At 62.2% G+C, this 13,266-nt stretch carries 8 protein-coding genes; 4 read left to right on the top strand and 4 right to left on the bottom strand.

Going from position 1 to position 13,266, the window contains the following annotated elements; translation table 11 throughout:
• Nucleotides 1-183: 183 nt before the first annotated feature.
• Nucleotides 184-663, bottom strand: coding sequence for a 2-C-methyl-D-erythritol 2,4-cyclodiphosphate synthase (gene ispF / locus NF78_RS16010; protein ID WP_035987863.1), 480 nt, complete (start codon nt 661-663; stop codon nt 184-186).
• Nucleotides 664-787: 124 nt separating this feature from the next.
• A complete protein-coding gene (trmD, locus tag NF78_RS16005) occupies nt 788-1,516 on the bottom strand; it encodes a tRNA (guanosine(37)-N1)-methyltransferase TrmD (RefSeq protein WP_081972658.1) in 729 nt (242 codons plus the stop codon).
• A 177-nt stretch (nt 1,517-1,693) separates the two neighbouring features.
• Between trmD and NF78_RS16000 the strand changes: the two genes are divergently transcribed.
• The gene (locus NF78_RS16000) at nt 1,694-2,512 is read left to right on the top strand and encodes a cyanophycinase (RefSeq protein WP_035987861.1); all 819 of its coding nucleotides are present in this window, start codon (nt 1,694-1,696) and stop codon (nt 2,510-2,512) included.
• Nucleotides 2,513-2,520: 8 nt separating this feature from the next.
• Here the strand turns inward: NF78_RS16000 and NF78_RS15995 are convergent, their stop codons facing one another.
• Both NF78_RS15995 and NF78_RS15990 read right to left on the bottom strand, forming a co-directional pair.
• A complete protein-coding gene (locus tag NF78_RS15995) occupies nt 2,521-4,632 on the bottom strand; it encodes a serine/threonine-protein kinase (RefSeq protein ID WP_035987858.1) in 2,112 nt (703 codons plus the stop codon).
• Between the two features lie 240 nt (nt 4,633-4,872).
• Nucleotides 4,873-5,751, bottom strand: coding sequence for an EamA family transporter (locus tag NF78_RS15990; protein WP_052050548.1), 879 nt, complete (start codon nt 5,749-5,751; stop codon nt 4,873-4,875).
• Between the two features lie 235 nt (nt 5,752-5,986).
• On the opposite strand from NF78_RS15990, the gene NF78_RS15985 reads away from it, so the two are divergent.
• The 3 genes from NF78_RS15985 to NF78_RS15975 all read left to right on the top strand — a co-directional run bounded on the left by NF78_RS15985 (nt 5,987) and on the right by NF78_RS15975 (nt 13,092).
• Nucleotides 5,987-6,697 carry a DUF456 domain-containing protein gene (locus NF78_RS15985; protein ID WP_263970618.1) on the top strand — a complete coding sequence of 237 codons (711 nt, stop codon included), beginning with the start codon at nt 5,987-5,989 and terminating at the stop codon, nt 6,695-6,697.
• Nucleotides 6,698-7,322: 625 nt separating this feature from the next.
• On the top strand, nt 7,323-10,133 hold the full coding sequence (locus NF78_RS15980; protein ID WP_072016094.1) for a caspase family protein: 2,811 nt from the start codon (nt 7,323-7,325) through the stop codon (nt 10,131-10,133).
• A gap of 193 nt (nt 10,134-10,326) precedes the next feature.
• A complete protein-coding gene (locus NF78_RS15975) occupies nt 10,327-13,092 on the top strand; it encodes an AAA family ATPase (protein ID WP_035987855.1) in 2,766 nt (921 codons plus the stop codon).
• Nucleotides 13,093-13,266: the final 174 nt, after the last annotated feature.

Raw genomic sequence — 13,266 nt, 5'->3', positions numbered from 1 at the left:
TCGGGTGATGGTTTTTTCCCATGGGCCGCCGTGAACACCCTGAACGCCATCAGGACTGCTTTAAGGGTTGTTCCCAATTGGCCTCTGATGCTCAAGAACCAAGGGCTACAGCCCCTCGCCTGTATTTTGGGTCAGCGTAGCAACGCTGACGTCAACGGGATTTGGCCAGGCTGTTGCCACGCCCTAGGCCGCTGTCAGCAGGGCCACTGCGTAGGCCGCGATGCCTTCCTGGCGACCCACCGGCCCCAGTTTTTCGTTGGTAGTCGCTTTTACACCGACCTGATCTGGAGCGAGGCCCAGTTTGTCGGCTAGCCGCGATCGCATTGCCTCAATGTGGGGCTTGAGCTTGGGCTGTTCGGCCACCACCACGGAGTCAATGTTGCCGATCTGCCAGCCTCGCTGCTGCACCATGGCATTTACCTGGGCCAGCAGCTGCAGACTATCGGCACCCGCCCACTGGGGATCACCGGGGGGGAAGTAGAGGCCAATGTCGCCCAGGCTCAATGCCCCCAGCAGGGCATCCATGATGGCGTGGGTCAGCACATCGGCATCGCTGTGGCCGTCGAGCCCCAGGGTGTGGGGAATGGTGACGCCGCCCAGAATCAGCGATCGCCCCTCCACCAGCCGATGAATGTCGTAGCCATTGCCAATCCTGATCCCCATAATTTCCCGCCCCTATTTTCCTAAATTCTCTGGCTAAATACGTTCTCCTAAACGGTGCATTGCTGCGCTAATGCACCCTCACCCTCCTAATCCCCTCACCCTCCTCATCTACCCATCCACTCACCTACTCCCCCTCCCCACCCTCCCGCATCCACCGCTCGTACAAATCCGGTCGCCGCTGCCGGGTGCGCTCGATTTGCTGCTCGCGCCGCCATTGGGCGATCGCCTCGTGGTTGCCCGATCGCAATACCTCCGGCACCTCCCAGCCGCGAAAGCTGGCTGGACGGGTGTACTGGGGGTAGTCGAGCAGCGGCGTCTCAAAGCTCTCGTAGCGCAGGGAGTCGGTTTTGCCCACGGTGCCCGGCAGCAGCCGCACCACCCCATTAATCAGCGCCAGGGCCGGAATTTCACCGCAGGTGAGCACAAAGTCACCCAGGGACACCTCGCGGGTCAGCAGGTGGCCGACCCGCTCATCCACGCCCTCGTAGTGGCCGCAGACCAGCACCAGCTGATCGAGGTTGACCAGGTGGCGAAACAGATCCTGGGTCATGGCCTCCCCCTGGGGGGTGAGCAAAATCACTTCGCGTCGGGGCAGCAGCGGTAGCGATTCCACCGCCGCAAAGATCGGGTCGGGCTTCATCAGCATGCCCACCCCGCCGCCGTAGGGTTCATCGTCCACCCGGTGGTGCTTATCCGTTGTAAAGTCCCTTGGGTTGGTAAGATGAATTTCTGCAATCTGGCGCGCCAGGGCTTTACCAATCAGCCCTGACTCCAGGGGAGATGTGAAAAAGTCTGGAAACAGGCTGACAACGTCTATTCTCAGATGGGAAGCCCTGGGGATGCCAGTTGTCATAGCCTAGACTGCTGAGGCCCTAAGACCTGATGGGTGGATCTAACGTCATCCAAGTCCAAAACTGGAGTCTGTCCTGTAGAAAAACTACAGATCTGAAGCTGGACTTGGGATATAACGCTCTCTATCATGCAGTAATCGCGTCTAGGTAGCAATTCTCGTCCCTTTGTTGAGCGGCCCATGTCTTCCGTTAAGCACCACGCTATTCTGGCCATTGGCGGCGCAGAAGATAAAATCCACGGCAAGGAAATACTGCACACCTTTTTCGAGCGGTCGGGGGGGATAGGGGCGACCATTGGGATCATTCCCTGCGCTTCGCGGGATCCAGTGGCGATTTCGGCCCGCTACCAGCAGATTTTTGCCGATATGGGGGCTGCCGATACGGTAGTGATGGACATTCGCGATCGCGGTCAGGGCGAAGACCCCAGCTGGAAAACCGTGGTCGAACCCTGCACCGGGGTGTTTATTACCGGCGGCGACCAGGTACGGCTGTGCGGCCTACTGGCCGACACTCCCCTGATTGACGTGGTGCGCCAGCGGGCCCAGCTGGGGGAAATCACCCTGGGGGGCACCAGCGCCGGGGCCGCCGTCATGGGCCACCACATGATTGCCGGGGGCGGCAGCGGCGAGTCCCCCAACCGCTCCCTGGTGGATATGGCAATTGGCCTGGGCTTTGTGCCCGAGGTGATTGTCGACCAACATTTCCACAACCGCAACCGGATGGCCCGACTGATGAGCGCCATGGCCATGCAGCCCAACCGCCTGGGTCTGGGCATCGACGAAGACACCTGCGCCCTGTTCGAGGGCGACGGCAGCTTTCGGGTAATTGGCAAAGGAGTGATTGCCGTGGTAGACCCGGCCCACATGACCCACACCAACGAACCCGACATCTCCGCCGCCGATCCGCTCAGCATTCACGGGCTACAGCTGCACCTGCTGGCCCACGGCGATCGCTTCGACATTCACCACCGCAAGGTGCTGGAAGCCGCCAGGCGCTAGGCCGCAGGTCAGGATCCCGAGGGCGGCTCCAAGCGCCACCGCCGAATAAAGGGCTGACTGCCGCCGATGGTGATTATTTGACCGTTTGGCCGCACGGTAAAGCGCCAGATATCGGTGGTAAAGCCGCCGATGCGCTGCACCGGAGCCTGAGCCTGCAGATCCCACACCAGGATGGTCTTGTCGGCGTCGGCACTCCACAGGCGCTGCCCCTCCAGACGCAGGGTGTTGACGTAGCTGCGGTGGCCCTTGAGGGCGGCAATTTGGTCGTAGGTAGCCATATCCCAGAGCAGCACATTCTGGTCGGCGGAGGCGCTGATCAGGGTATTGTCGTCGCCGGTAATATCAATGCGGTTGACAAAGCTGGTGTGACCCGTCAGCGTGACCGACTCGCCCCCATCTTCCGACCCGCCCAGGTCGTCCAGATTCCAGATCTGGAGGCTGTTGCCACCGCTGATCAACCGGCTGTTGTCGCGGGTAAACAGCAGATCGTTGACGGTGCCGTCGGCCCTGAGGGTACGGAGGGCGTTATCCGGTGTTAGGGCAGCCAGGTTGGGCACTCCCGTGCTGTCCGTCAAGGGCCAGAACTGAATGGTCCCGGCACTGTCGGCGCTGACCAGGATGCGGCCACTGCGGTCTACCTCCAGGGCTCGGACGGTGGTGCCGTGGGCATTGTCGATCTGCCCCAGGGGGCGACCATCGGGCAGCGACCAAAAGCGAATGGTGCGATCGTCGCCAGCGCTGATCAGCGTGGTCTGATCGGTAGTGGTGGCAATGGCATTTACCACATTGGGATGCTCCAAGGTGTGGCGTAACGTCCCCGTCTCCACGTCCCAGATACGGACGGTGTCATCGGCGCTGGCTGAGATCAGGGTATTGCCATCGCGCAGCAGCAGCAGGTCGTAGATGTCGGCGGTGTGCCCGGTGAGCTCGTCCACAGCGCTGACGGTTAACTCCTGGAGGACAGGAGCTTCAACCCTGGGTGCTTCTGCCCCAAAGGGGGGCAGGCCCCGACTGAGGGCGTACCAGCCTAAGGGCACCGCCAGAGCCAGCCCGGTCAGGCCCGCCAATAGCCAGGGGCGCTGATCGAGCCAGGGGGGCAAAAAGCTGCTCGCCGGATCGGCCACCGTTTCGGCCTGGCCAGGGTTGAGGGTTGTTTTCGGCCAGGGGATCGGCGCATGGGCCGTCAGCCGGGGCAGTCCCGACGCCTGACGCGAGCGCACCTGGGCCAGCCGCTCCAGAATCACGGCCGTATTCTGGGGGCGATTGGCCGCCGCCGGGGCAATCAGGTCATTGACCAGATCGGCCAGGGGGGCTGAGATGTGCGGTGCCAGGGGTCGCCAGGCAAACGCGTTAGTGCGCGAGTTATAGATCGATGGGTCGTTGGGCAATCTGGCCGTCATTAAGTAAATCAATGTCCGGCCCAGGGCATAGAAATCGGACTGGGGCACCGCCTGGCCATGCTCCTGCTCTGGCGGGGTATAGCCCGCCGAACTCACGGTGGTAATGCCGCTGTCCCCCAGGTTGGCCATATAGGTCTGGGTCATTTCGCGGGCGGCGCCAAAGTCGACCAGCACCAGCTGGCCCGACGGCCGCAGCATGATGTTTTCCGGCTTGATGTCGCGGTGAAAGTAGTGGTGCTGGTGCACCAGATCCAGCACATCGGCGATCTGGGTGAGCCACAGCATGGCCTGCTTTTCACTGATGGGATGGTTGCCCTGCTGCACCATCCACTGCTTTAGGTTGGGGCCTTCGATCTTCTCCATAATCAGGCAGTGCAAGGGCTCGGCGCGACCGACTGGCGAGTAGAGAAAGTAGCCTTCCGGCTCCACCCGAGGCACGCCGGGGTGGTTCAGTTGGCTCAGCACCTGAGCCTCGCGGCGAAACAGCTCAACCACCTTGCCGTTGGCGTTATGGCTTTCCTTGAGCACCTTGAGCACTTTGGGAACGTTGCGCTCATAGGCTTCGTACACGCGACCAAAGCCACTGTCGCTGCTGATCAGGCGCATCACCCGGTAGCGACCCTGGAGCACCAGCGCTGACCCACAGGCCGCGCAGGCCGTACGGCTGCCGTTGTCGGGATGGTTGGGCTGGCGACACCCTGGGTTGATACAAAGACTCATGGCCGACGTTGAATGCACTCCCTGTGTAGCAACAGTGTTCCACGGAATGCAGGTGGTTTATCTCCACCGCCGCCCTTTCTTTGCATTTGCGCGACTGGCCAGGGGGCACGATCGCCCATCGCACCCTGAGGTGGCAAGTACTCTGCGGCGCAAGTTGGCCAACCATTCCTGCCCTTGGCCCCCGGCACCCAACACCCACAGCAAAGGGTGTTATATTTTTGCCCGCCAATACCAGGTGGATTAAACCGCCTTGGCGGCCGGTCGGCACAGGGAAATTCCCGCCGCCGCGACAGTGACCAGCCCAATGGCACCGACCATAGTCAGCGTCAGGGTTTCACCTAGCCATACAAAGCTAATCGTAGCGGCGATCGCAGGTTCCAGGCTCAGCAGCACCCCAAACACATTCACCGGCAGCCGCCGCAGGGCGCTCATCTCCAGGGAGTAGGGCAGGGTGCTCGACAGCATGGCGACCCCCAGCCCCACCAGCAGAATCGGGGGCGACAGCAGCGCCCGGCCTTCGGCAATTACCCCCACCGGCAGCAGCAGCAGCGCCCCCACCGCCATCGACAGGGCCAGTCCCTCAGCCCCGCGAAAGGCCTGCCCCATCCGGGCTGAGAGCAGAATGTAGGCCCCCCAGGCCACCCCGGCCAGCAGCGCCAGCACTACCCCCAGCCCGTCGAGGGCCGGGGTATTCAGCGGCGACAGCAGCACAATGCCCACGGCCGCCAGCCCCACCCACAGCCCGTCGAGCCAGCGGCGGGAGTGCAGCAGCGCCACCGTCAGCGGTCCCGAAAACTCCAGCGCCACGGCAACGCCGATGGGAATCCGCGCGATCGCGCAGTAGAACAGCGCATTCATGATCGCCAGCGACATTCCAAAGGCCACCAGCAGCCGGTAGTCAGCCCAGGCGTGGCCGCGCCACCGGGGCCGACACCAGGCCAGCAAGACCAGCGCCGACAGTCCCACCCGCAACAGCACCATCCCCAGCGGACCAACCTCACTGAATAGACTCTTGGCCAGGGTCGAGCCGAGCTGCGTGGAGGCGATCGCGGCAATCACCAGGGTGGGTGCCGGGGGGTTAAACTGGCTCGGAAGGGGGAGTAAAGACTTGGATGACAAGGAAGGGGCTCCTGGGGCGATCGCGGCGGGTAGGATTTTCAACTCTAACGCCTCCGGCTCCCTGCGCCTACCCACAGCATCGATACCCTCCCATGACCAGCGTGAATAGTGCGAGCCTCCGGGCTGGATGCCCGTACCTCCTCGGGCCCCAGTTTTGGCTATGATTCGCTGTAGACCACCCCAATGACCCGCTACCGCCCCACCGGGAGCGGCATCGCCTCCCAGGATTTTTTCTATGGCCGCCGTTTTCGCCCTCGCCCCCGCCCTGCCCCAGGGCCTCTCCCACATCTACCAGCAGATCAGCCAGTGGCTGGCCAGCCTGGGGGCCGTCGTCAGTCACGCCTGGCTGACCCTGGGCCAGACCCTCACCGACCTGCCCACGCAGGTGCCAAACATCGATGCTCCCGGGGTCTGGCACCTGGCCCTGTACTGGCTGCTGGTTCTGGTGATGGCGGTTGGCGTTGTCGGGGCCGTTGTGCCGGCGCTGCCGGGGATCACGCTGATTGTGGGGGCCATTGTGGTCTGGGGACTGGTGGCCGGATTTGTGGGGCTCAAATGGGCCCTGGGGGTGGCGATCGCGGCCCTCCTGCTCAGCTTTGCCATCGACTATCTGGCCGGCGTGCTGGGGGCTCAGCGGGTCGGAGCCAGCAGCTGGGGCCAAATTGGGGCGTTTATCGGCATGTTTCTGGGCCTGTTTGGCCTGCTGCCCCTCCTGCCCACCGGCATTCCCCTGCTGGGGCTACTGCTGGGCACGGTGCTGGGGGCCTTTATTGGCGAATTTTTGCACCGCCGCGAACTCCGACTGCTCCAGCGCATCCAGCAGTCGGTCAAGGTGGGCCTGGCCATCGTCGTCGGCACGCTGGTCGGCAATTTGCTCCAGGGCATTCTGGCCCTGATCAGCCTGATCGTGTTTTTGGTCACCACCTGGCCCGGCAACTGGGCCTGATTGGCTGTCGGCCGGAGTCGCTGGTTAGAGGGGTGTTCCTGGTCGAGGGTGTAGCCAATTGCAGCCAAAAACTGGTGATGCAGCCGCTCACTTGGCGAGGCCACGTGCTCCAAATTGCAGAAGCAGCTCCCCCTGCTCCAAACTCTGGACAATCCACTGATTGATAGGAAGGTTAGACATAGAGCTAATCGAGCCAAGAGCAACTTGCGCTAAATTGCGGAGGTACAGATTTACCTCTGTAATCCTACAGAGGGCGAGAGGGATCGGGTAAATTTAAATGTCACAAAATTGCTGATCTGTGCGGTTTTCCCGGTTGCGGTTGCGCTCCCAACCCGAGCAGCCCTCAACCTCTGCGTGATTCTACGAATTTATTCTACTTTTAGAAAAAAGGTATTTTGACTTACGTTTTGCTTAGGGGTCAAACCCCCCTTTAAAAGTATTCAACCCCCTGGCTAAGCTGATTTCATTGAGGCATGGGCATTCAGTTTGAAAATTTAATTTTCAAGCGTTTTAACCACTGATTTGCCAAAACTCTGCCCAAACCAACGGCCAATTTCGTGGTGTATTCATTGCCATTGGTCAATGGTTTAGATCAAGAACATGCCAAACCAGGGTGCAATAAAAAATGTCACGGGATGCGCTTATTGTCGGAATTAATGCCTACCAACACCTACCTGAATTACAGGCACCAGCGCGCGATGCCGATTCGGTAGCCCGTTGTCTGGAGGGCTTTGGAGAATGTCGTGTGGTGCGGCTGCCAGAGGCCATCATCGATCAGAAGCCTGCGATTAACCAGCGCGGATTAGTCACTACAGCCTTGCTAGAAGCCGCCCTGATCAAGCTGTTTAAACCGGCGGGTAAAACCATACCCCAAACTGCAATTTTCTATTATTCGGGCCACGGCCTCCAGCGACAGGCGGGCATTCAGGAGGGCTACCTGGCCACCAGCGACGCCAACCCTGGGGCCGGACAATATGGACTGTCTCTCCACTGGCTGCGGCGACTACTGCAAGAAAGTCCTGTGCAGCAGCAGGTGATTGTGCTCGACTGCTGCCACGGCGGCGAATTTTTTAACCTGTTGGAGGCCGATCCCGGGGCCAGATCCGGTATCGATCGCCTGTTTATGGTCGCCGCCCGCGAGTACGAAGCCGCCTACGAATCCCTCAGCGGCGATCACAGTGTTTTTACCCAGGCTCTGCTATCGGGGCTCAACCCATACAAGATCAAAGGCGGCATAGTCACCGGTCACTACCTCACCGATGTCGTCAATCGCCAGCTCAAGGGGGAGATCCAGCAACCCCTGTTTGAGAGCTCTGGCAGCGAGATTGTGCTGACCCGCGTATCGGGGTTGATCACCCAGGCCCAGGACGCACCGCCAACGCTGCTGGACCGGCTGCACAAGCTGCGCTATGGCTTTTGCCCGTTTCCCGGCGCGGCCGCTTTTGAAAGCGCCCGCAGCGAGTTTTTTTTTGGTCGCGACGACGTGATCCACACCCTGGTGCAGCGGGTACAATCCTCGCGGCTGTGCGTACTGACGGGCGCTTCCGGGGTGGGCAAAACCTCGCTACTCCAGGCGGGGCTCATGCCTCGGTTGACCAGCCCCCATCCCGAAACCACCTGGGACGTGCGCTACTCAGCCCTCAGTACCGCTCCGGTGACCCGGATAGCGGAGGTCTTTGTGGAGGCCCAGGCCACAGGGCTCCAGCGGGCCGAACAGTTGCGCCGGGCCGAATCTTTTTTGCAGCAGGGGGCCGAGGGGTTTTGCCAACTGGTGCAGGCGCTGGTGAGCGAGCGTGGCCCCAGTTATCGACTGGTGCTGGTGCTGGACCAGTTTGAGGAATTGCTAACCCCAGATTTGGCCTCAGAGCGCGATCGCCGCCTGGTGATCGCCTGCCTGATCGCCGCCATCGAGCAGGAGCATCTGCCCCTGCACCTGGTGCTGGGGCTGCGATCGCACCACCTGGTCGACCTGGCCGATGTGCCCAAGTTGCAGGCACTGGTTATGGCCCACAGCCTGCCGGTTCCAACCATGACCTATAACCAGCTCAAGGCCACCATTGTTGGCCCTCTGGAGAAACTGGGCCTGGGCTACGACGCCAATCTGGTCTACACCCTGCTGCTGGACGTCGTCAGTGCCCCCGCCGACCTGGCCCTGCTGCAAAAGGTTCTCAAAGACCTGTGGCTGCGGCGGGAGATACCTGCCACCGAGTCAGCCCCGCCGCGCCTCACCCTGGCCACCTACGTCGAGATGGGGGGGCTGCGCCAGCTGCTCAACCAGCAGGCCACCAGCATTTACCAGGGCCTCTCCCAAACCGAGCAGGCGATCGCACGGCGGATTTTTTTGAGCTTCTGCGACCTGGGCGACAGCCCCGTTCCCACCCGCCGCTCGGTAACGCTATCGGAGCTGGTCACCCCGACCCGATCCCAGCGGGTGGTACTGGCGACCCTGGACAAACTGCTGGCGGCGCGGCTGGTGGTGGCCCAGCCCGTCTGCCCAGGGCCACGGGATCTAGCGGCGATTGCGGTGCCCGGGTGGTCGCCATTGCCCTGGGGAACGGACCAAACGTTGCCTGAATTACCGCGATCGCCCACCCTGGGGCCAGATTACCGCCCTGAACCCAGCAGCGGCTCGCCCTGCTTTGACATTGCCCACGAGGCCCTGATTCGCAACTGGCCGTTGCTACAACAATGGCTGCACAGCGACGGCGCTCTGGTACGCCAGCAGCGGACTATTGAAGTAGCCGCGCAGGCGTGGCAGCAGCAGCAGCAGCCCCACCATCCCGACTATTTTTTGACCAAAACCCGCCTGGACGAGGCGAAACTCCTCAGGCAGGCCCACGGCGACCAGCTTTCGGTGCTGGCCCACGACTATATAGACGAGTGCGATCGCTACGCCAGAAACTGCTGTCGCAAGCGCCACCTGGTGCGGCTGCTGATTCCCCTCAGTATGGCCACTGGCATGCTGACCGCCTACGGCCACAGCTACATGACCCAGCCGGAGAGCCAGTTGGTTCTGGCCAAATCTCCCCGATCGCCCACTAGCGATGTTGCCCCGGCCTTTACCCTGACAGAACCTGCCCCCATCCAGGAGCCAGGCGCAGACCTGGGGCGACCTGCCTTTGGATCGCCCCAGGTTGGGACTGTGGGCACCCCGCGGCTGCCCCTGCCCAGTCCAACAGCCCAGAGCGTTGGCCAGACCGCCCCTATGCAGTCGGTCCGAGCGGTAGGCCAGGGCCGTCCAGCCGCGGGAAAAGGGGCCGCTCAGCCTGCGATTGGGGCCAGCTCCCCGGCCAATCTGCCCCCAGCCAACCAGATGGTCAAGCTCCAGGCGTGGTGGATTTCCCCTGACAATCCAGCGGTTGTGATTCAAATCTGGTGCACCAGTGGTACTCTCGCCCCTGTGTGCTTTACCTCCACCGCCGCCCGCGAGGACTAATACCCTGCAGCGTAAGCTGGCCAACCATTCCTGACACCCAACACCCAACACCCAACACCCACAGCAAGGGTTGTTATATTTCTGCCCGCCAGGACTAGGATCGCCGGTGCGCTGGGCTCCACCTCAGCCCTAGTCCTCAGCCCCGACAAAGAAAGCTATCCTAGTCTTCGTGGCTTGAGCAATGGAACGGAGTATGCAAATTCTGTCGGTGGCGCTGCAAAACTTCAAGACCCACCGCGATCGCTACTTCGAGTTTCAGCCGGGGACCAACGCCATCTGCGGCGAAAACGGGGCGGGCAAAACCAGTATTTTAGAGGCGATCGCCTGGGTGCTCTTCAACTACCAGGGCGACTACGCCAAAGAGGACCTGATCCGCAACGGCAGCGGCAGTGCCCAGGTGACGGTCACCTTTACCTCCAACTACGATGGTCGCACCTACCAGGTGCAGCGCTGCACCCAGCGGGGCTACGCTCTGTTTGACCCGCAGCTCAACGAGCGGCTGGCCTACACCCGCATCAAAGACGAGGTGCTGCCCTGGCTGCGTCAGCACCTGGGGGTAGGCCCTACCACCAACCTGCCCCAGCTGTTTGCCCGCACCCTGGGTGTGCCCCAGGGCACCTTTACCGCCGACTTTTTGCAGCCTGCGGAGCATCGCAAAGCGGTGTTTGACGCCATTCTCAAGGTGGAAGACTACAAGCTGGCCTTTAAGCAAATGAACGCCCTGCGCCGCTACGCCGAAGACCAGGTGGAGGCCACCCGGCGCGAGATTGCCCAGTACGAGGAGGCTCTGACCGGACGGGACGACCTGCACCAGCGCCAGCAGACCCTCCAGCAGGACATCGCCACCAGCGAACAACGCCTGCAAACGCTGAGCGCTTCCCTTGCTACCCTGCAAATCCAGCGCGATCGCCTCAAGGCCCAGGCTCAGGAAGTTCAAACCCTGGCCAACCAGCGTCAGGGGCTGCTGCACCAGCTTGAGACCAAACAGGCCAACCTGGCTCGGGTGCAGCAGTCGGTGCAGCATGCCGAGCAGGCGATCGCCCTGTGCCAGGCCCATCGAGCCGCCTACGACGGCTACCAGGCGATCGAGCAAACCTTCCAGACCCTGGCCCAGGAGCAGCGGCAGCGCCAGACCCTCCAGACCGAGTGCCAGGCCCTAGCGAAAAAACAGGCCCAAACGCAGGTGGAGCTGGCCCGCTGGCAAACCCAGCTGGAGAGCTTTGCAACCACCGAGCAGGAGCTGGTCCGGCTGCAACCCCAGATCGCAGTGCAGGGGGAGCTGGAAGCCCGCCGTCAGCACCTGCAGCGGCAGCTGGAAGAGCAGCAACAGGCTCAGCGCCAACGCCAGCAGGGGCAGGCCCAGGCGGACCAACTCAGCCAGCAGATTGCCCAGGTTTTGCAAGCCCGCGATCGCCTGCTGGCCCTACAGCCTGAGGTCGAGGCAATCGCCCCCCTGGAGGAGCAGCGCGATCGCCTGCTGCTGCAGCTCAATCGGATGGCGGCCGCCCGCCAGTTTGAGGCCGAAATTCGCGCGTTGGTAACGGAGAGTCAGCGCCAGGGGCACCGGCAGCAGACCGAGATCAAGGCCGTGCTCAAGGAACTTGCCGTTCTGGCCGAGAGCCTCCCCCTGCTTTCGGGAGCCACCCTGGAGCGGGTTGAGGCGACGCTTCAGGGGAGCGCGGTCCTGCACGACTCGCTGGTGACGGCCCTGAAGGTAATCCTGCGCGATCTGGCCGACCAAACCGATGAACAAGCCCTCAGGGCCACGCTCAAAACCGTAGAGGGCGATCTCAAACAGCGCTACGGGTGGCAGGCGGAGCTGGGCCAGCTGGATACTTTAACCGATCAAATTGCCCACCTGCAGCAGTCCCAGGCGGAATTGTCCGGCCACCTCGACGTTCTGGACAAGCAGCTGGATCAACAGGCCAACCTGACCACAGACCTCGCCGCCCTAGACCAGGACCTCAATGCCCTGGGTCGCCCGCGCGAAAAAAGCCAAATTCTGGAGCGGACCCTGCAGGACAAAGGCCGCATCGAACAGGCCCATGAGGCCCAGTCCCTGGCCCTGGACGATCTGAACCGCCAGGTACAGGACCTCAACACCCAGCTGGAGAGCTTTGCTGACCTCGACCAGCGCCTGGCCCAGGCCCAGAGCGATCGCGCCCAGTACCAGGCTGGTTACAGCCTTTACCTGCAAAACCAGCAGCTGGCCAACCAGCACCCCCAGCTCCAGGCCGACCTGGCCGCCGCCAACACCGCTCTGGCCCAGACCCAGCAGCAGCAGGCCGAGCTGGAGGAGACCTACCAGCAGGCCCTCACCAACTTCGACCCCGACGCCGCGGCCCAGCTCGAAACCACCTACAGCACCGTCAAATCGGAGGCCGACCAGCTGGCAGGTGGTCTGCCCCAGCAGCAGCAGCGGCTAGCGGATCTCAACCAGCAGATGGCCGGGCTGGAGGCGATCGCCCAGCGTCGCGACGCCGCCAAGCAGCAGCTCCAGCACCGGGAGCAGGTCAAGCGCTTTGTCACCTTCGCCCGTCGAGCCTACAACGAGGCGGGTCCCCGCATTACCGAGCAGTACCTGCGCAGCGTCTCTCAGCAGGCGGACCGCCTGTTTCGCGATCTGCTCAATCGCCCCAACGTGGGGCTGGAGTGGAGCCGGGATTACGAGATTCTGGTGCAGGATGGACCAAACCAGCGGCGCTTTGGCAACCTCTCAGGGGGAGAGCAAATGTGCGCCGCCCTGGCGGTCAGGCTGGCGCTGCTCAAGGTGCTGGCCGACGTGGATATTGCCTTTTTTGATGAGCCCACAACCAATATGGATCGTCCCAGACGGCAGGGGCTGGCCGAGGCCATTGGCCGGATCAAGACCTTTCAGCAGCTGTTTGTGATCAGCCACGACGACACCTTTGAGCAGTTGACCGAGAATGTGATTGTGGTAGAACGGGAACCCGCCTGATGCCTAATCCCCACTGTACAACCTCGATTCGAAGCAGGAAACTTGCGGAGGGGCAAAGGATGTTTGACCAGCCCTCCCAGGGGTAGGCGGGCGGATTTAGTAAGAGATTTCTTTAGCAGAGTAGAGTCCTTCTACGGGGGAAGGAAAACAGCCCGAATCTTGAGGCAAAAGGTG

This window comes from Leptolyngbya sp. KIOST-1, assembly GCF_000763385.1.
Taxonomy (GTDB): Bacteria; Cyanobacteriota; Cyanobacteriia; order Phormidesmidales; family Phormidesmidaceae; genus Nodosilinea.
The sequence above is the reverse complement of the archived record's forward strand: the minus strand, read 5'-3'. Positions and strand labels throughout refer to the sequence as shown.